The 18852-nt window shown below is 68.0% G+C and carries 22 protein-coding genes; 8 read left to right on the top strand and 14 right to left on the bottom strand.

What is annotated here, in order from left to right:
- The first annotated feature begins 101 nt into the window (after window positions 1-101).
- On the top strand, window positions 102-1307 hold the full coding sequence (locus tag F0L68_RS34450) for a sensor histidine kinase (RefSeq protein WP_149854075.1): 1206 nt from the start codon (window positions 102-104) through the stop codon (window positions 1305-1307).
- Window positions 1304-1933 carry a response regulator gene (locus tag F0L68_RS34445; RefSeq protein ID WP_223199387.1) on the top strand — a complete coding sequence of 210 codons (630 nt, stop codon included), beginning with the start codon at window positions 1304-1306 and terminating at the stop codon, window positions 1931-1933. The genes F0L68_RS34450 and F0L68_RS34445 overlap by 4 nt, the downstream gene beginning before the upstream one ends.
- 58 nt (window positions 1934-1991) lie before the next feature.
- On the opposite strand, the gene F0L68_RS34440 is transcribed toward F0L68_RS34445, so the two are convergent.
- Window positions 1992-2738: a helix-turn-helix domain-containing protein gene (locus tag F0L68_RS34440; RefSeq protein ID WP_223199386.1), complete on the bottom strand. Its 747-nt coding sequence runs from the start codon at window positions 2736-2738 to the stop codon at window positions 1992-1994.
- Between the two features lie 63 nt (window positions 2739-2801).
- Here F0L68_RS34440 and F0L68_RS34435 point away from each other — a divergent pair, with 63 nt between their 5' ends.
- Window positions 2802-3371, top strand: coding sequence for a TIGR03086 family metal-binding protein (locus tag F0L68_RS34435; protein ID WP_149854074.1), 570 nt, complete (start codon window positions 2802-2804; stop codon window positions 3369-3371).
- Between the two features lie 128 nt (window positions 3372-3499).
- Window positions 3500-4693 carry a hypothetical protein gene (locus tag F0L68_RS34430; protein ID WP_149854073.1) on the top strand — a complete coding sequence of 398 codons (1194 nt, stop codon included), beginning with the start codon at window positions 3500-3502 and terminating at the stop codon, window positions 4691-4693.
- A 36-nt stretch (window positions 4694-4729) separates the two neighbouring features.
- Here F0L68_RS34430 and F0L68_RS34425 read toward each other — a convergent pair whose 3' ends face one another.
- The 4 genes from F0L68_RS34425 to F0L68_RS44655 form a co-directional block, all read right to left on the bottom strand.
- Complete coding sequence (locus F0L68_RS34425) at window positions 4730-5491, bottom strand: hypothetical protein (protein WP_149854072.1); 762 nt, start codon at window positions 5489-5491, stop codon at window positions 4730-4732.
- A gap of 123 nt (window positions 5492-5614) precedes the next feature.
- Entirely contained in the window at window positions 5615-6052 is a 438-nt protein-coding gene (locus tag F0L68_RS34420; protein ID WP_149854071.1) for a hypothetical protein, read from the bottom strand.
- A gap of 134 nt (window positions 6053-6186) precedes the next feature.
- Window positions 6187-7065 carry a GNAT family N-acetyltransferase gene (locus tag F0L68_RS34415; protein WP_149854070.1) on the bottom strand — a complete coding sequence of 293 codons (879 nt, stop codon included), beginning with the start codon at window positions 7063-7065 and terminating at the stop codon, window positions 6187-6189.
- Window positions 7062-7187 (bottom strand): hypothetical protein, encoded by a 126-nt coding sequence (locus tag F0L68_RS44655; protein ID WP_276313914.1) that lies wholly within the window; start codon window positions 7185-7187, stop codon window positions 7062-7064. Before F0L68_RS44655 ends, F0L68_RS34415 begins: the two co-directional genes overlap by 4 nt.
- 82 nt (window positions 7188-7269) lie before the next feature.
- On the opposite strand from F0L68_RS44655, the gene F0L68_RS34410 reads away from it, so the two are divergent.
- On the top strand, window positions 7270-7686 hold the full coding sequence (locus F0L68_RS34410) for a VOC family protein (RefSeq protein WP_149854069.1): 417 nt from the start codon (window positions 7270-7272) through the stop codon (window positions 7684-7686).
- Between the two features lie 2 nt (window positions 7687-7688).
- On the top strand, window positions 7689-8279 hold the full coding sequence (locus F0L68_RS34405; RefSeq protein ID WP_149854068.1) for a dihydrofolate reductase family protein: 591 nt from the start codon (window positions 7689-7691) through the stop codon (window positions 8277-8279).
- A 65-nt stretch (window positions 8280-8344) separates the two neighbouring features.
- On the opposite strand, the gene F0L68_RS34400 is transcribed toward F0L68_RS34405, so the two are convergent.
- From F0L68_RS34400 to F0L68_RS34365, 8 genes are all read right to left on the bottom strand, one after another.
- On the bottom strand, window positions 8345-9139 hold the full coding sequence (locus tag F0L68_RS34400) for an alpha/beta fold hydrolase (protein WP_223199385.1): 795 nt from the start codon (window positions 9137-9139) through the stop codon (window positions 8345-8347).
- A 108-nt stretch (window positions 9140-9247) separates the two neighbouring features.
- A complete protein-coding gene (locus tag F0L68_RS34395) occupies window positions 9248-9574 on the bottom strand; it encodes a DUF1048 domain-containing protein (RefSeq protein WP_149854067.1) in 327 nt (108 codons plus the stop codon).
- Window position 9575: 1 nt separating this feature from the next.
- The gene (locus tag F0L68_RS34390; protein WP_149854066.1) at window positions 9576-9932 is read right to left on the bottom strand and encodes a DUF1048 domain-containing protein; all 357 of its coding nucleotides are present in this window, start codon (window positions 9930-9932) and stop codon (window positions 9576-9578) included.
- Entirely contained in the window at window positions 9929-10255 is a 327-nt protein-coding gene (locus tag F0L68_RS34385; RefSeq protein ID WP_149854065.1) for a PadR family transcriptional regulator, read from the bottom strand. The genes F0L68_RS34390 and F0L68_RS34385 overlap by 4 nt, the downstream gene beginning before the upstream one ends.
- 262 nt (window positions 10256-10517) lie before the next feature.
- Window positions 10518-11276, bottom strand: a complete 759-nt coding sequence (locus F0L68_RS34380; RefSeq protein WP_149854064.1) for an SDR family NAD(P)-dependent oxidoreductase — start codon at window positions 11274-11276, stop codon at window positions 10518-10520.
- Complete coding sequence (gene ilvD / locus F0L68_RS34375; RefSeq protein ID WP_240543029.1) at window positions 11273-12895, bottom strand: dihydroxy-acid dehydratase; 1623 nt, start codon at window positions 12893-12895, stop codon at window positions 11273-11275. The genes F0L68_RS34380 and ilvD overlap by 4 nt, the downstream gene beginning before the upstream one ends.
- Entirely contained in the window at window positions 12879-14279 is a 1401-nt protein-coding gene (locus tag F0L68_RS34370) for a cation:proton antiporter (protein ID WP_149854062.1), read from the bottom strand. Before F0L68_RS34370 ends, ilvD begins: the two co-directional genes overlap by 17 nt.
- 202 nt (window positions 14280-14481) lie before the next feature.
- Window positions 14482-15345, bottom strand: coding sequence for an adenosyl-fluoride synthase (locus F0L68_RS34365; protein WP_188316988.1), 864 nt, complete (start codon window positions 15343-15345; stop codon window positions 14482-14484).
- Window positions 15346-15621: 276 nt separating this feature from the next.
- Between F0L68_RS34365 and F0L68_RS34360 the strand changes: the two genes are divergently transcribed.
- Window positions 15622-16401 (top strand): YmdB family metallophosphoesterase, encoded by a 780-nt coding sequence (locus tag F0L68_RS34360; RefSeq protein ID WP_149854060.1) that lies wholly within the window; start codon window positions 15622-15624, stop codon window positions 16399-16401.
- Between the two features lie 13 nt (window positions 16402-16414).
- The gene (locus tag F0L68_RS34355; protein ID WP_149854059.1) at window positions 16415-17266 is read left to right on the top strand and encodes a cyclase family protein; all 852 of its coding nucleotides are present in this window, start codon (window positions 16415-16417) and stop codon (window positions 17264-17266) included.
- On the opposite strand, the gene ahcY is transcribed toward F0L68_RS34355, so the two are convergent.
- The gene (gene ahcY, locus F0L68_RS34350) at window positions 17260-18702 is read right to left on the bottom strand and encodes an adenosylhomocysteinase (protein ID WP_223199384.1); all 1443 of its coding nucleotides are present in this window, start codon (window positions 18700-18702) and stop codon (window positions 17260-17262) included. The two genes, F0L68_RS34355 and ahcY, sit on opposite strands and share 7 nt — an antisense overlap.
- Between the last annotated feature and the right edge of the window lie 150 nt (window positions 18703-18852).

The raw sequence follows: 18852 nt of genomic DNA, 5'->3' as shown, positions 1-18852 counted from the left end.
TCGGCGCGCATCGAAGGAGGCAGCACGAGATCCATCGAAAGTTTGATTCCCGGCGCACCAGCGGTTCGGACGTCCCTGGGCACGTACCGTGGTCGGTAACCATGTCCGTCACCGTCGTGCCGCATTCGAGTCAGCCGTCGCCCGCCCTGCGCTTCATGCGGGTGGCGCAACACGTCGTGTTCCTGGTGCTGCTGGTGGTCGGCGTCGTGCAGGTGCTGCGCGGCGACGGGCCGAAGCCGTGGCTGCTGGCCGGGTCCGCGCTGGTGCTCGCCTGGTACGCGGGCGGCGTCGTCGCGGCGCGGTACCGGTCCCGCCGCTGGGTCGGCCCGACCTGGCTGCTGGTGCTCACCGCGCTGTGGGCGGTGCTGGTCGTCGCGTCACCGGCGTTCGCGTGGGTGGTCTTCGCGCTGTTCTTCCTCTACATGCACCTGCTGCCGGTGCGCGCGGCGATGGTCGGCGTCGTGTTGCTGACGGTCGGCGTGGTGCTAGCGCTGCTCGCGCACGGTGGCGGCAACCCGGTCGGCCAGATCATCGGACCGTCGATCGGCGCGGCCGTCGCGGTAGGGATGGCCTCGGTCTACCGCTCGCTGGCCGCCGAGAGCGAGCAGCGCCGCAGACTGATCGACGAACTCGTTGCCGCGCAAGAGGATCTCGTGGCCGTGCACGACGAACTCGCGCGGGTGCAACGAGAGGCCGGCGTGCTGCACGAGCGGGAACGGCTGGCCAGGGAGATCCACGACACGCTCGCGCAGGGCTTCTCCTCGGTGGTGCTGCTGGCCCGCGCCGCGCGCAAGGGCGCGCCGCAGGGCGAGTCGCTCGACGAGATCGAGCGGGTCGCCGCCGAGAACCTCGCGGAGGCCAGGCGGCTGGTGCGCGCGCTGGCCCCGCCCGATCTGGACAACACCCCGCTGAGCAACGCCCTTGACCGGCTCACCGCCCGGTCGGCCGAGCAGAACGGCGGCACCGCCCGCTATCTCACCGAGGGCACCCCGTTCCCGCTGCCCACCACGCACGAGGTGGCGCTGTTGCGGGTGGCGCAGAGCGCGCTGGCCAACGTCCGGCAGCACGCGAACGCCGGCACCGTCGTGGTCACGCTGTCCTACCTGCCCGACGCGGTGTCGCTCGACGTGGTGGACGACGGCGATGGCTTCGACCCGAGCGGCATCGAGACCACCGCGCACAGCGGATTCGGGCTGCGCGCGATGCGGACGCGGCTGGCCGAGCTTGGCGGCGCGCTCGTGGTGGAGTCCGCGCCGCACGAGGGCACCGCGGTGGCCGCGACGATTCCGGTGGGCGGCTGGTCGTGACGAGGACCGTGCGGGTGCTGCTGGTGGACGACCATCCCGTCGTCAGGGCGGGTCTGCGCGCCCTGCTGTCCGGCCAGGCCGACATCGAGCTGGTGGGGGAGGCCGCGTCCGGCGAGGAGGCCGTGCGGTTGAGCGGACTCCGGACGCCCGACCTCGTGCTGATGGACCTCCAGCTCGGCGAGGGCATGGACGGGGTGGACACCACCAGGGAGATCCTGGCCGGGCCCACCCCGCCGAGGGTGCTCGTGCTCACCACCTACGACGCCGACGCGGACATCCTGCGGGCCGTCGAGGCGGGCGCGACCGGCTATCTACTCAAGGACGCCGACCCCGACGACCTGGTGCGAGCGATCCGGTCGGCGGCCAGCGGCGAGACGGTGCTCGCGCCGCACGTGGCCTCCCGGCTGCTGACCAGGATGCGTACCCCGGCGCCGCCGCTGAGCGGCAGGGAGATCGAGATCCTGGTGTTGGTCGCGGAGGGACTGTCCAACCGGGACATCGCCAAGCGGCTGTTCATCAGCGAGGCCACCGTGAAGTCGCACCTGGTGCACGTGTTCGGCAAGCTCGAGGTGGACAGCCGTACCGCCGCCATTGCCCAAGCCCGCCGCCGAGGCCTGATCCGCTAGGCCAAGCCCTTACCGGCACCCCACCGGGCCACACCAAGACCCGAACCCCAAACAGCTCCTAATACCGCTGTGCGTACAAGGTCGGTGGCTCGCCGAACATGCTCTTGAAGTCGCGGATGAAGTGGCCCTGGTCGGCGTAGCCGAGGTCCGCCGACAGCGCGGCCCAGTCGATCACCCCGCCCGCGGCCATGCGTGCGGTCACGTCGTGCAGGCGGTAGCGACGGATCACCCACTTGGGCCCGATGCCGACGTACTCCGCGAACAGCCGTTGCAGCCCCCGCATGCTCAGCCCCAACTCGCCGGCGAGGCGTTCGACCCTGGTCACGGCCTTGTCCTTGGCGACCAGCTCGACCGCGGCCGCCGCCTGGCGCACCCGAGGATCGTCGTCCGGCAGGTGTTTCAGCAGGAACGCGTCCACGGTCGGCGCATCGAGCGTCGTGGGCAGGTCCGGGCCGAACACCTCGGTTGCCGGGACGACGCAGTCGGTGATCGTCGAGACGGAGGCACCGAGAAACGGGCGGAAGCAGCCCGGCCGGAACGCGACGCCGAAGACCTGGCCGCGGCCTTCGAGGACCTTGATCTGGTAGCCGCTGCACACGCCGTTGACGTCCGCGCGGCCGCCGCCGCCGAAGGACAGGTGCACGTTCGGATACGGCACGATCTTCTGCCGGTAGGGCTCGGCGTAGTCCCAGCGAGCCTCCCAGTACCGCTCCACCCATGGCGCGAGCGCAGGCGACGGGTCGTGGAACGCATGGCGCTGATACCTGGTCCACGCGCCCCGCAGCTCACGATCGTCCCGCCCCACACGGCAAAGTGTATGTCGCCTTTGTTCAATACCCCGCGGCCCGCGCCGCCTAGCGTTGCCGTCATGTCACACCTGTCTGATGCGGCCGAGGCCATGGCCGCGGTCGCCCGCACCATCACCGACGACCAGCTCGACAACAAGACTCCGTGCACGGAGTACGACGTGCGAGCACTGGTCAACCACCTCCTGTTCTGGGGTCCGTCGCTCGCCGGCGCCGGCCGCAAGGAGTCCGTTCCGCAGCCGGCTGCCGCTGAGTCCGATGTGGACCTGGCGGCCGACGGCTGGCGCGGCAGCCTGCTAGCTCTGTTGCACGACATCACGTCGTCGTGGGCCCCGTCGAGTGCATGGGAGGGCGAGACGAGCATGGGCACGCCGCACACGCTGCCCGCGCCCGTCATGGGCGACATGATCGTCGGCGAGCTGGCCGTGCACGGCTGGGACCTCGCGGTCGCGACCGGGCAGCGGCTGGAACTGCCCGCCGACCTGCTGGCGCATCTGCTCGACACGGTGTTCGCCGGCGTGGAGCAGGGGCGGGAGATGGGTATGTACGGGCCGGAGGTCGCGATGTCGGCCGACGCACCCACCTTGGACCGCATCCTCGGCCTGACCGGCCGTGATCCTGCCTGGACGTAGTCTCCGACTGGTGATCTCAATCCGTCGTCGGCGGCCCACACCCGTGCCGCCGATGGCTACGATGCCCAGGCGCGGAACATGATCGACGCGCTCACGCAGCTGCGTGCACAAGGACCCGGAGGCACGCGGTGAAGCGCTGGTTGTGGGGTGTGGTCGGAGTCCTCGTCGTTCTGGGACTGATCACGGGCGGGCTCGTCATCCACCTGACGCCCGACCACCGCACGTCCTTCCTCATCGACGGGTCCGGGTCGGACTCCGATTTTCGCGAGGTCGCCGACGCGGTCGCCGCGGCAGCCGAGAACTCCGCGCACGACGAAGCGCTGGCACTGCGCCGGTTCGGCGGTGCCTGCGACCAGACGGGCAACACCACGGAACTCGTCTCCACGGGTACCGACCAGGCCAGGCAGGTCGGCGAAGCCGCCCACGCGGTCGTGCCAAGTGGCCGAGCTACCCTTCTCAGCGGCGTCCTCGCGGCGATCGATGACTTCTCGCACACCTACCCGTTCCGCGGCGCCAAGAGCAACCACGTCGTGGTGGTTGCTCGCGATGGCGGCGACGCCTGCGGCAAGGACGAGAACGCGATCCGCGCGCTCATCAAGGAGCACTCGTCACAGGCCGGGGTGCACATCGACTTCAGATTCGTGGGTCACAAGCTGACGGTGGACCAAGCCAAGAACCTCGCCGTGATCGCATCCGCCACCGACGCGCAGCCACCCAAACTCACCCAGACCGCGGCGGAACTCACGACCACGGTCAAGGAACTCTCGGTTCCTACCGACCTCGCCGCCGCCGAGGTGACCGTACCCAAGTCCCCCTGTGAGTCGGTGACCCCGGAAGTCCTCAAGGCCGCGTACCCAGTGTCGAGCAAGGCGCACTACTTCGACATCAAGTGCCAGGACCGCTATGTGCTCGCGAAGGCGAACACGGATCCCAAGATCAACGATGACCTGCTGGTCGTCTTCGAACTCGACAACCACACGTGGCAACAGCGCGTAGCTGGAACGTTGCTACCTTGCGGGACTGTGCCGCAGGACGTATGGCAGCGGTGGGGGGCGAAATGCACTCGCGACCCTGTCGTCTGCCGCGACGGCACATCGAAGGTGACGGACGTCAGCGGTGAGATCGGCTGTCCGGCCGCCATTGATATCGCTGACCGGTACCAGGCTGCGGTGAAGGCTGGCCAGGCCCAGGGACAGGGCTTGTTCTGGAACTCCGGCGAGTGGTCCTGTTCCTGGCCCTACCTCGACGGCCGCCCGCACTCCGAGTCCCCACTCCAGTGTGAGCGGACCACTGACAAGAGGACCGTCCGCATCGGTCAGTAGTACTCCAGTTCACGATCGCGGCAAGCGTAAGAGTCGCTACCGCCGCACATGGACCTGTAGCCGAGTGGGCACATTGTCCGCAGACCTGCTGACCGTGACCGGATACTGGCCATCACCAGACTCCAGCAACACTCCACACATCAGCTCGCCACCGACTGTCAGCTGACCGGCACCCCACGGACTGGCTTTGCCTGATTCAAGGAGTCGGTAATGGTCCGAATGCGGGCGCAGGTCAGCGACAACGCCTCGGCCGTCCAGTTCGGCACTAACCCACGACTGAAGATCCTTCAGGCGAGCAACAGCGACGGTGACCGGCAAGTCCGACCAGCCGAATGTGCCGTCGGGCAGGTCGTCTCCACCGAAGGCCTGCCGCGCTCGATCCTTGTGTCGCCCCCAGAAGGCGACGTCGGCCAGACCGTCAAGGGGCTCCTCGTGCTTCCAACTGGTCAGACCCTCGGCATCTGCGAAGATCACTCGTGCGCAGTCCACTGACACCGGGCCTATCTCATCCTCGGATGCGGTCTCGAGCGAGGACAAGACCAACTCGATCGCCGACGGTGTTCGTTCGTCAGGCTCGAGTCGAAGCTGGACAAGGAACGAACGATCCCTTGGCACTGGTATGGCTACTCCGGACACATACTCCCTATGGAAGGCACCGCCGCCGCCGTTCGCCGCTTCCACGGCGGCGGCCTTCGTACGCTCTGGGTTCTGTTCCCACTCGAACAGATAGCCAGGGTCGCATACCACGAGCGTGCCGGAACGCACCGTGACGTCACAAACCGTGATCACACTGTCCAACATAGTTCCATCACCGATCTTGTCGAACCCAGAGGCCGTCTCACGAGATACAGCCGAGACTCATGCAGTCCTTGCGGACGCACTTTCCTTCGATTGCGTTGAGGGTTAGTGTTATGGAACTGATCAAAGCGTCCGATCGATGCCGAGCTCTCGTGACAGTGACAGAAGATAACGGTTCTCGCGCAGCTCTTCGTGCGCTTCGTACATGAGCGACAGTGTCGCCCTGAGGAAGTCTGAGACGAAATTGTCGAACTCCTCGAGAGAGAACATCACCACACCTTCACTGAAGTTGGTCGATAGCTCGACGGAGTCATCGTGAAGGGTGAGCGAGATGCTACGTGGGGACGCGGTCGCCGGGACCTCACTGCGCCCCGACGACCGGAGTTCACGGCTTGCGCATTCCAGCATCAACGCAAAGTCGAGTGCCGGAAAATTGTCACCCTCCAATAGAAAGCCGGACTCGCGAACAACGATTTGGATGTCGACCTTGAAGAATATTGAGATGAAGCCGTTCTGCCCCACCTCGCGCATGGCAATGGGTTCCCAGGTGCCCGCGTCCACTGGGGCCCACCCAGGACGCCATGATGGGTCACCTTTGGACGCGGCGACGGAGAATTGAATCATCGAAATCCTCAGTGAATGTAGACGGGGAAGGTGGATGTCATGCTGTTGTTGCCGTCAAACGTCACTCGAAGTCAATTTTGACCGAGCAGCCACCTGATCATCTCTGCCTTGATGCACCTGCCCAGCCCATGGCCCCGATACGCGGTCAACACTGCGGTGTCGCGCTGGTATCCCCAGGTGAGGTCGTTGGGGTGCACTCCAAGTTCGGTCAGGCCGGCGACAGTCCCGGTGCTTTCGTGCACGACGACCACGACGCGCTGCTCGGTTCCGGCAGCACGGAGCTCTGTCTCGTGTTCACGGACGCGCGCCACGGTCCAGTCCGGCTCCTGATACTCCAACTCGCCCAGCGGCGCGTCGTGGATCGCCTGGCGCGCCTCGGCATAGGACGCGACGAGCTCCTCGGGAGCGGCCCCGATCCACCGCCGAGTGCGGTAGCCCGGCGGCACCACCACGTCCCACAGAGTGGGGTCCGCCTCCGAGAACTCCAAGGTCTGCATGAGCACCGTGTGGACGGTCCGAAAGCCACGCGACTCAGCCCACTTGGGGCCGTCGCCGCCCACGGTCAACTGCCAACCCTCCACGACATCCCGGTCGCGCACACGCAACTCCGGCAACAGTGCGCGGAGCATGGTGGTGCCGATGCCCTGCCGCCGCACCCCCGGGTCCACGTTGATCTCGGTCAACGCGATGTGGCTGCCCTCCTGCTCCAGGAAGTCGACGGTCGCGAAGCCCAGGATCTCTCCTTGGTGGCGCGCTACCCAGAGAACCTCCTCTCCGAAACCAGGAAACGGGGTCTTGAGGCGACCGACGCAGTCGTCGTAGGTCAGTGGTGGCAGATCCGGCTTGTCCGTACGCCACCACGCTGCCATCACTCGGTGATAGCCGACCAAGTCCGCCTCGGGAGCGGTGTAGGGGTCGAACACCTCGACGTCCAAGCGGGCGAGCGTCACGAAGCCAGCCTCTCGTTCAGCGCGATACTGGCGCACACCGTCCGTGAGATCCGGGTACACGCCATCAGCAGCACCGCGATCATGATCAATCCGAAACTCACGAGGTCCACCAGGACGAGCATGCCGAGATGCAAGACGGTACCGAGTACCGGCGCGGTGAACCCAGGTCGCAGCATGATCGACGCACGCAATGGAGGTACTGGGATGAGAACGTTGCACGTCGGATTGCGGGTGACCGATCTCGGGCGGTCGCTAGCGTTCTACACGGCTGTCGGCTACGAGGTCGTCGATAGCGTGCCCGAGACGCCGATCGGGCATCTGACCATGCTCAAGCTCCCCGGCGACGAGTTCGTCACCGTCGAGCTGGTGCACGATGGCGACCCGGTCGACCGTGGCACCGACGTGAGCCACTTCGTCGTGCAGGTCGAGTCGATGGCCGACACGCTTGACGTGCTGGCCGGCCACGGGATCGAGCCGGTCGCCCCAGGGCAGGACAGCGATGACGGCCTGAAGACGGCGTTCATCGCCGACCCGGACGGTCGCCGGATCGAACTCGTCCAGTGGCCCGCGGGCCACACCGACGGCATGACCGCCGCCGACTGGCCAGCGGAAGGGGATTAGGGATGGGTAGGACGCCACTGCGGCTGTACATGTCCATGTCGGTCGACGGGTACATCGCCGGGCCGGACGACCGGCCGGGCCAGGAACTGGGCCGCGACGGAGGGCGGCTGTTCAACTGGCTCGACGACCGGATGTCCGAGGGGATCAACGGACAGGTGTACGCCGAGGCCGCGGCCACCGGCGCCGTGATATCCGGACGCCGCACGTTCGAGCTGGCCAAGCGATGGCACGGCGACCACCACGACGGCGTGCCGATCCACGTCCTCACTCACACCATCGACCCGGCCGACGAGCCTCCTGGCAGCGCGAAGTTCTACACCGACGTCAACGCGTGTGCCGCCGAGGCCCGAGAAGCAGCGGGAGATCGAGCCGTGCTGGTTCATGGCGCGGGTGCGGCACGGGCCCTGCTGGCAGCGGGCCAGCTCGACGAACTCGAACTGCATCTTGTCCCCGTGCTGCTGGGTGACGGACGGCGGCTGTTCGAGCCGACCGGACACGGCCACGTCGAACTGGAGCTCGTCCGGCGGCTCGAAGGCCGCAACGCCACACATCTGCGTTACCGCGTAGTCCATCGAGAAGGGCAACAGCCATGACTGCGCATCGCTGACAATCGACGCCCCGGGCCACCTGGTCGACCGTGACACCGTCTGCCAACGCCTCAGCCGACCGCGTGGCCTCGAGCGGCGGTGAGCTCGCGGATGGCCTTGGCGACGGCCGGGGAGTCGTTACGCAGGATCTTGCTGTGGTTGCTGGCGACCTTGGCGCTCACCTTGAGGTTCGGGTTGCTGGCGAGCAGCGGGTCGAGCACGCCCCGGCCCTCCTCCATCTCCCCGTCCTTGCTGCCTAGGCTGTCGCCGGTGGCCAGCACGAACCGCACCGGGCAGGTCAGGCGCTCGATCACCGGCCCGCTCGCGGCGGCGATCTCGTTGAGCTCGATGTTGACGTCGGCGTGCTGGTCGGCGCTCATCCGTGCGGCCAGGCCCAACCGAGCGGCGATCGGGAACAACAACCGCCACCGGCGGAACAGCTTCCGGATCCGCTCCTGGCCGGCCTCGCCGGTCAGGCCGACCGGGAACGCGTCCACGGTCACTAGGCCCTGAACGCGGTCAGGGTTCCGGTCGGCCCAATGCCAGCCCAGGATGCCGCCGTAGGACCAGCCGGCCAGCACCGGCCGCTGGACATCCCTCGCCTTGAGCACGGCGTCCAAATCCCGCAGGGACGCCTCGAACGAATAGTCGGCCGAGCGCTTCGACTTGCCGCGGGCGCGCTCGTCGTAGGTGATGTGCCGGTAATCGCTGCCCAGGTCGGTGATGACGCGCCGCCAGTGCGACTGGTCGGCGTAGGCGCCGTTGAGGTAGACCACGGGATGTCCGGGGCCGCCGGTGTCGTTCACGAACAGCGCGGTGTCGTCGACCGACAACATGCCGGTCCAGGCGGATTGTGCGATGGTCATGCTGTGCCTTTCTTACTGTCTTCTCTCCGCTGCGGCCCGTTCGGACAGGTCAGCGAGGTCGTCGACCAGCGATTCCGCGCCCCGGACATCTATCGGTTGAGGGAAGTGTTACTTCTCGGGAGTGCCGAGTTCTTCGCTGATGGACGCCTGGTAGATATCGGCGTAGGTGCGTGAGTTCTTGACCAGGTCGTCGCAGAAGGCGGCGACGTCGGTGCCGATGAGTTCCAGGACTCCCTTGCCGGCCGCGACGCCCTCCTCGAAGAAATCGACAATCCCGGAGAGCAGGTTCCCGTCGGGCAAGTCGACCGGTCCGACCTTGAAGAGGTACTTCTGCATCTCCTTGTAGACGATCTGGTAGTCCGGCGGGAGCGCCTTGACCCGCGCCGTGTGTGCCCGCCACTGCTTCTTGCCCTCGATGATGTCCTGGATGCCCACGTCAGCCTCCCAGCTGGTCCAATTTCCGTGCCACGTTCCGGTTCAGCTGCTCGCGCCACCGGTCGCGATAGGTTCGAGCCTCCTGCCCGCCGGCCAGGGCCGTGCAGAATCCCTGGATGTCGTCGCCGAGCACGTCGTGAACGCCCTGCCCCTCCGCCGCTGTTTCTTCGAGCAGGCCCAGTGCGCCGTCGAGGATCGGCATGAGGTTGCGGCCCGTGAAGTCCCCGTGGAGGAAGAGGTGGGCCTTGATCTGGTCCCACGCCCCCCGGTAGTCGGCCGGCAATGCTTCGGCCCGAGCGTCGAACGCCTTGAGTTCCCTGGTGAGATCGCTGCCCGTGACGAGGTCCCACAAGTTCATTTCCCGTCCTCCCTGAGCTTGTCGATGCGCGATGAGAGGTACTCCCATTTCGCCCAGAACGCCGCGAGTTCTTCCCGTCCCGCGTCGTTGAGCGCATAGAATTTGCGCGGCGGACCCATTCCGGAGGGGCGTTTCGTCACCTGGACGAGCCCGTTCTTCTCCAGCCGCAGCAAGATGGTGTAGACCGTCCCCTCGATGACGTCGACGAAGCCGAGTTCGTTCAGCCGACGCGTGATGGCGTACCCGTAGGTCTCCTCGCTGGCGATGATCTCCAGCACGCAGCCCTCGAGGGTGCCCTTCAGCATCTCCGTCAGATCGTCCATCGTGGGCCCACTCCCGACCTCGGTACTATGTACTACTGAGTACCACTATACGGTATCACGGAGTAGTGGGCTTGCCTAGCGAACGGGTGTGGGGCGTCGAGGTGCCGTGGCCCCGCGGGCGGGAGGCGGACCAATGCGGCGAACACAGCGGTAGGTAGGGCCGGCGGTTCGCCAGTCCTACCCACCAAGCGCTTGCTCGTCCTGTTGGGCCGATGACTACTGGGCCGATGACTGCTGGGCCGATGACTGCTGGGCCAGATGACTACTGGGCCAGGTAGCCGCCGTCCACCGGAACTATCGCGCCGGTGACGAAGGACGCCTCGCCGCTGGCGAGGAAGGCGATGACGGCGGCGACCTCCTCCGGGGTGCCGAGCCGGCCGAGCGGGTGCTTGCTCGTGATGTCGGCGAGGTACTCCGCGCCGCCGGGCTCGTCCGGTAGCTGGCGCACCCGCTTGGTCATGATCGTTCCCGGCGCGACGGCGTTGACCCGGATCCCGGCGCTGGCCCACTCGACGGCCAGGTGCTTGGTCAGCCCGGACGCCACGAACTTCGCCGGCCCGTAGGTGGCCTGCCCGCTCTGCCCGGCCACTCCGGAGATCGAGGACACGCACACGATCGAGCCGCCGCCGGACTCCCGCATCCGTTCGATGGCGTACTTGCAGGTCAGGAACATGCCCCGGCCATCGACCCGCATCACCGATTCCCAGTCCGCAAGCGTCGCGGTGACGATGTCGACCAACGGGATCACGCCGGCGTTGGCGACCAGCACGTCGATCCGGCCGTGACAGCGCACGGCGGCCTCGATCATCGCGTGCGCGTCCGCGGGCTCGGCGACGTCGCCGACCACGGCCGCAACCTCGGCACCCGCGTCGGACAGTTCCGCCCGCACTTCCGCGAGACCGGCGGCGTCGACGTCGGTGAGGACCAGCCTGGCGCCCTCGGCGGCGAACCGAACCGCGGTGGCCTGGCCGATTCCGGCCGCGGCGCCGGTCACCACGCACGACAGTCCCTTGAGTCTCATGGCGACACCCGCAGCACTGCCCCGTCGGAGGCCGACTCGACCAGCGCCCGGTACTTCGCCATCACCCCGGCGCGGTACGCGCTCTCCGGCGCGCGCCAGGCCCGCAGCCGCTCACGCAGTTGTTCGTCGGTCAACCGCACCCGCACCGTCCTGGTCGGCACGTCCAGCGTCACGATGTCGCCCTCGGCGAGGGCGGCGATGGGACCGCCGACTGCGGCCTCCGGGGACACGTGTCCCGCCATCAGACCCCTTGTGGCGCCGGAGAACCGGCCGTCGGTGACCAGCGCGACCGTCCGGCCGAGGTCCCGCCCGACCAGGGCCGCGGTGACCCCGAGCATCTCCCGCATGCCGGGCCCGCCGCGCGGCCCCTCGTACCGGATCACGACCACGTCGCCCTCGTTGATCGCCCCGGACTGGACGGCAGCCATGGCAGCTTCCTCGGACTCGAACACCCGCGCCGGGCCGGTGTGGCTGAGCTGGCGCAACCCGGCGGTCTTCACGACGCAGCCGTCCGGAGCGAGGTTTCCGCGCAGTATCGCGAGCCCGCCGTGCTGTTCGAGCGGGCGGTCGACCGGGACGACCACGTCCTGGCCGTCGCGCTCGACCGCGCACTCGGCTTCCTGTCCCATACTTCGCCCGGTCACCGTCAGCTGTTCGGTATGCAGGAGCCCGGCGTCGGCGAGTCGACGCGCGATGAGCCGGCTGCCGCCCGCGCGGTCGAGGTCGACGGCGGTGTACCGGCCGTGCGGCATGAGGTCGGCGATGACGGGTGTCCGCGCGCTGATCTCGTCGAAGTCGGCGAGTTCGAGTGGGATCCCGGCCTCGCGCGCGATCGCGAGCAGGTGCAGCACGGCGTTGGTCGAGCCGGCGGTCGCCGCGCTGGCCGTGATGGCGTTGACGAACGCCTTCCTGGTCAGGATGCGGTCCGGGCGAAGGTCCTCGCGGAACGCGCGCATCGCCAGCCCGCCGGCCGCCACGGCCACGTCCGTGCGCCGGGAGTCCAGGGCGGGCGGGCCGGCCGAGCCGAGCGGGGACAGGCCGAGGAACTCCAGGACCATGGCCATGGTGTTGGCGGTGTACTGACCGCCGCACGCGCCGGCGCCGGGGCACGCGCGTTCCTCCAGCGAGCGCAGCCCGTCGTCGGACAGCCGGCCCGCCGCGTTGGCGCCGACCGCCTCGAACACGCTCGCGACGGTGACCTGCCGGTCCGCCCACCGGCCCGGCATGATGGATCCCGAGTAGATGATCGCGCCAGGGATGTTCAGCCGGACGTGCGCCATGGCCGCCGCCGGAATCGTCTTGTCGCAGCCGACGATGGTGACCAGGGCGTCGAACATGTGCCCCAGCGCAACGAGTTCGATGGAGTCCGCGATGACCTCGCGGCTGACCAACGAGGTCTTCATGCCCTCGCTGCCCATGGTCGCCACGTCGGAGATCGCGATCGTGTTCAGCTCCATCGGCGTGCCGCCGGCTTCCCGGACGCCCCGCTGCACCGCCTCGGCAAGCTCCCGGTGGTTGTAGTTGCACGGCATGGTCCCGATCCACGAGTGCGCCACGCCGACGATCGGCTTCGCGAGATCGGCGGGGGAGTACCCGATCGACCTAAGGTGCGCCCGCATCGGGGCGCGATCCCGCCCGGTGAAGAGGCTTGCGCCTGGCGGGCGGCTCGGCGTCGTCATGATCTTCACTCTCCTCTTCGATGACCAGCCGGGGCACGCTGACGTGCTGTAGCCACAGGCCCGCGAACTCCGATGTGACAATGGAAAGAAGCACCAGGACGGTGAAGAAGTCCTCGTTGATCACCCCTGCGGCGAGCGTGACCGTGGCCAGCACGATCCCCGGCCCGCCGCGCGCGTTGAGCGCGACCGCGAAGTCCAGCGCGCTGCGGTTCGACTCGCCGGCCAGCCGCGCCCCGAGCCAGACGCTCGCCGACTTCGCGACGCAGGCCAACAGCAGGAACAGCACGAAGAACAGCACGGTGAGGTGGTGCACCAGGTCGATCCGGAGGCCGACGCCGGCGAAGTACAGCGGGATGAACAGGGCCAGCGAGACCTTCTTCAGCGCGTCCCACGCCTGCGCGGACCGCACGCGTCGCGACTCGTCGGCGTCGCGGTCGTCCGCGCCACCCGACGCGACCCCGGCCAACACCGCGCCGAAGATCGGGTTCAGGCCGAGGAAGACGCACACCAGCACCAGCGCCAGCAGGAAGACGAGCCGGAACGCGGTCGGGCTGCGCCGCTCGACGAAGTTCAGCCGACTGCGTGCGAGCCGCCCGAAGATCGGCCGGCCCAACGGCATGAGGATCGAGAAGAAGACCAGGCTCGTCACGAGGTAGTAGGCGGTCGTCGGGCCGGTCGCGTTCTGGTGGAACAGCGACCACAGCCCGAAGACCGAGCCCGACTTGGCCTGGGTCAGCCCCAGGATGGCCGCCAGTGCGACGTAGAGGACCACGTCCTCCAGCAGCGCCACCGACAGCACGGTCCGCGCGAACGCGGTCCGCATGACGTTCAGGTCCAACATGATCCGCGAGATGACCGGGATGCTGGTCACCGCGATCCCCATGCCGAAGACGAGCGCGAAGGTCACCTTTGTGCCGTGCACGCCGGAGAAGGTCCGGTAGTCGACGGCCTGCACCGCCAGCAGGGCGATCGCGAACGGGATGGTCAGCCCCGTCACGGCCATCGCGAGGACGGAGCGGTTCGCGCTGCCGCCGCGGTAGGCGGGCACCTCCCGGCCGGCCAGGAACATCAGCAACAGCAGCCCGAGCTCGTTGAGCACACCGAGGCCGACCGCGACCGGTCCGGTGGTGGGGAACAGCAATGCCTGCGCGTGCGGCGCGACGAGGCCGAGCACGGTCGGGCCGAACAGCAGCCCGGCCAGGATCTCGCCGATGACCGGCGGCTGCCGCAGGACGGTGAACACGCGGCCCACGGCGTGCGCGGCGACGAGCAGCAGCGTCAGCGCGACGAGCAGGGCCGCCAGATCGGACGGCTGAAGTGACATTGCCGGACCCCTCGCCTTTTGGTCGATGTGCTGGTGCGGTGTCCAGAAGCGTTCGCCGGGTCCTTCCGGGCCCAGCCCGCGTCTCGCGGCGTTGCACCCACGCCCCCATCCAACAGCGGGATGAGGACGCGGCCGCGCCTTGCGAGACACGACCTGGATCCCGAAATCACCCCGACAACGCTCCCGGACACCGNNNGCGGGTTCAGCCGACCTTGACGCGGACCGGGATGCCGGCCTCGAGGTTGTACGGGTAGGCCAGGCTGGCCGCGTTGCGCGCGAGCGCGAGGTAGCCGCGGCTGGACAGGTACGCGACGGGCGTGCCGACCGGTCCCGCGTCGGCGAAGGTCGGGCTCAGCGGGAGCTCGAACGGGAGCACCTCGTCGAGCACCACCTTGAGCTTGGTGCCGTAGCCGACGCCGGCCCGCTCCAGGTCCGTGCGGTGGATGTTGGTCCAGATGTTGCCGAACGGGTGGTCGATGTTGGTGACGACGCCGACCAGGTCGCCGTCGGTCTCGACCGACGGCTGCGGTCGGGTGAACCGGACGATCTCGTCGTCGGCCAGCGGCCTGCCGACCTTGTTCAGCGGGAAGCCGGCCGCCAGGTGCCCGGACGGCAGCGCGACCATCTCCCGGCTGTAGAACGTCGGCTCCGGCAGCTCGGGGATCACTTCGGTGGAGGACACCTCGTAGGCCTCCAGGTAGCCGTGCTCCTCGATCACCGAGGTCAGCAGGCCGTTGTTGGGCGCGATGTAGATGTAGGAGCCCTCGGCCCGCTCGAAGCCGGCGCCGGAGCCGGCCCACTGGCCGCGGGCGCCGCCCTTGGCAGCCTGCTTGATCCGGATGGCCACCGAGCGAGCAGTGGTGCCGGTGGCCGGATAGGTCGTTGTCGCGAAGACCGTGCCCTCGGGGAAGAAGCGCGGCAGGTCGACGATGTAGCGGGCGCCCTCCTCGACGTCCCACGGCTTCATCGTGTGGCAGACGTCGACGATCGTCACGTCCGGGCAGACGCTCAGCATCAGCCCCTTGCACTGCGCGACCGAATCGTCGGTGATGCCGAGGTCGCTCATGAAGGCGATGATCGGTCGATTACCACGGCTACTGGCCATCAGAAAGGCTCCTTAAAAGGCGCGAGGAATGTCGACGAGTGGCACCTGACTGTGCAGGAAGTACTCGGACCATAAGCCGATCTGGATCCCGGCAGCAAGGGTGCGTGCGCCGCTTTCCGCACGACGAGACGGACGGTGCATCTTTGCCGGGCGGATGGTGGTAAATCCGCCTGCCTCCTTCAGTGGATTCGCCGGTCAGGCGGGCTGCTGCACAATCCAGGACGGAGGTGTGACACCATGATTGTATTGTTCTTCGGGGATATCGTCGGGGAAGAGGCGACCGACTACCTGATCAAGAGGCTTCCGCAGCTGCGGGCCCACCACCGGGTGGACCTGGTCATCGCGAACGCCGAGAACTGCGCACCGAACGGGCTGGGCATGACGCAGTGGCAGGCGAAGGCGTTGCTGGACAACGGCGTCGACGTGATCACCGGCGGCAACCACTCCTGGGACAGCGAGGAATCGGTGTGCGCCCTGGACAATCCTCGGGTGCTGCGGCCCCTTAACCTCGCCGACGGGGTGCCCGGCCGGGGCGTGCTGACCGTCGACGTCGACGACGAGCAGGTCACCGTGGTGAACCTGGCTGACGAGTGCGCGATGAAGTCCGTCAAGGCCACCAAGGGAAAGTGGCTGCCGGCGTACGCGAGCTGGGCCGCCGTCGACGCGCCGGGCACCGTGTTCGTCGACTACCACGGCGACCACGTGATGGAGAAGCAGATCTTCGCGCGCGCCGTCGACGGACAGGTCGCCGCGGTGCTCGGCACACACACCCACGAGCCGACCCTGCCGCTGCACGTCCTGCCCGGCGGCACGGCGCTGGTCACCGATGTCGGCATGACCGGCCCAACCGGCGGCGTCCAGGGATTCGGCTACGACATATTCGTCGCCGGCCTGCGGAAAACGGGAAACCCGTTCGAACTCGGCGTGCCGCGACCTGTCTCGGGGTCGATCGCACTCGGTGCGGTGCTGCTTGAGGTCGCGGGCGGCAGAACAATCAGCATTCAACGGGTCTCCTGAGGGGATGGAGTCGATGACTCGACAGTTCGAAGACCTGAGCGCCGTTCTCACGGAATGCGCCGTCACCGATCTCTCGCTGCTGCTTGCCGAGGACTATCCGTGCTACTGGTCGACCCATCAGCCGTTTCAGCACAAGACCTGGAACTGGTTCGTCACCGACCGGGGCCCGGCCGGAAACGTGTACAGCCGCGGCGGTCCCTACGCGACGAAATGGCTGGCGCTGGACGAGCACACGGGCACGCACATGGACGCCCCCTGCCACTTCGTCCCGCCACCGGACAGCGGCCTGCCCGACGCCGGTCCCGCCGGTGCCATCACGGTCGCCGACGTGCCGCCCGCGCAGCTGATGGGCCCCGCGGCCGTGATCGACGCGACCGGGGTGGCCGGCACGGCGCCGGGGGTCAGCCCGGCGATCGGCCAGGAGCTCGTCCTGGACTGGGAACGGGTCAACGGCCGACTGCGCGCTGGGGACGTGGTGCTGTTCCGGACGGGCTGGGACCGCCACTACCTTCGGGGCGCGGCGGGGGAGGACTACCTGCACAACGTCGTGGTCACCGGGCGCCGACCCGGCTGGCCCGCGCCGGACGTGCCGGCGATGGAACTTCTGTTGCGGCGGGGCGTCCGGTGCGTCGGCATCGACGCGCCGTCGATGGGCGCCGCGCACGACGCCCGGCCGGTGCACCTGGCCGGACTGCGCGCCGGCGCGGTGTTCGTGGAGTGCCTGACCCGCCTTGACCTGCTGCCCGCCCGCGACAGCTGGTTCTGCTTCCTGCCGCTGCGGGTGGAGGGCGGCACCGGCGCGCCGGGCCGGGCGATCGCGTTCACCCCGATCACCCGGCCGGACATCGCATCCCAGGCTCAGTAGCGGTAGTGCTCCGGCTTGTACGGACCGTCCGCCGAGACACCGAGGTAGTCCGCCTGGCGCTGGGTGAGCCGGCTCAGCTTCGCGCCGAGTGCGTCCAGGTGCAGCCGGGCGACCTTCTCGTCGAGGTGCTTGGGCAGCGTGTACACGCCGATCGGATACTGGGCCGTCTTGGTGAACAGCTCGATCTGGGCGATCGTCTGGTTGGCGAAGCTGTTGCTCATCACGAACGACGGGTGCCCGGTGGCGTTGCCGAGGTTGAGCAGCCTGCCCTCGGACAGCACGATGATGGCGACGCCGTTGGCGAACACCCACTTGTCGACCTGCGGCTTGATGGTGACCTTTCGGACGCCGGGCACCCGGCTCAGCCCGGCCATGTCGATCTCGTTGTCGAAGTGGCCGATGTTGCCCACGATCGCCTGGTGCTTCATCCGCGTCAGGATGTCCACGCCGATCACGTCGACGTTCCCGGTCGCCGTCACGAACACGTCGCCGGTCCCGGCCACGTCCTCCAGGGTGGCGACCTGGAAGCCGTCCATCGCGGCCTGTAGCGCGCAGATCGGGTCGACCTCCACGACGATCACCCTGGCGCCCTGTCCGCGCAGCGACTCGGCGCAGCCCTTGCCGACGTCCCCGTAGCCGCAGACCACGGCGACCTTGCCGCCGATCAACACGTCGGTGGCCCGGTTGATTCCGTCGATCAGCGAGTGCCGGCAGCCGTACTTGTTGTCGAACTTCGACTTGGTGACCGAGTCGTTGACGTTGATCGCCGGGAACGCCAGGGCCCCGGCCGAGGCCATCTGGTACAGCCGGTGTACTCCCGTGGTGGTCTCCTCGGTGACGCCGAGGATGCCGCCGACGACGGTCGTCCACTTCGTCGGGTCGGCCGCGAGGGAGGCCCGCAGGAGGTCAAGCACCACGGCGTACTCGGCCGACTCCGCCGTCGAGGAATCGGGGACCTCGCCGCGCTTCTCGAACTCCATTCCCTTGTGCACCAACATGGTCGCGTCGCCGCCGTCGTCGAGCAGCATGTTGGGTCCATGGCCGTCGGGCCACGTCAGTGCCTGTTCCGCCGCCCACCAGTACTCCTGGAGGGTCTCGCCCTTCCATGCGAAAACCGGCACGCCCCTCGGAGCGTCCTCGGTGCCGCCCGGGCCGACGACGACAGCCGCAGCGGCGTGGTCCTGCGTGGAGAACACGTTGCAGCTCGCCCAGCGCACCTCGGCGCCGAGCGCGACCAGCGTCTCGATCAGGACGGCGGTCTGCACGGTCATGTGCAGCGAGCCGGTGATCCTGGCGCCCGTCAGCGGTTTCGTGTCGGCGTACTCCTCGCGGATGGCCATGAGTCCCGGCATCTCGTGTTCCGCGAGTTCGATTTCCATCCGGCCGAATCCGGATTGGGACAGATCTGCGACTCGATAGGAGAATTCAGTGGGCACAGTCGACTCCGTTCCGCGATTCGGGCAGTCTTCGGTCACCGTAGGCGCGCGGCGCCGGTGGAAACAACAGGTCCGGAAAAGATACGACTCGTTGGTCATTCGCCGGGTCGGCGAAGGTGTCAGTCGGAGTGGCCCGAAGTGAACATGTTC

The sequence above is a fragment of the Solihabitans fulvus genome (assembly GCF_008386585.1).
GTDB classification, from domain to species: Bacteria; Actinomycetota; Actinomycetes; order Mycobacteriales; family Pseudonocardiaceae; genus Solihabitans; species Solihabitans fulvus.
This window is presented reverse-complemented; position numbering and strand designations above follow the sequence as displayed.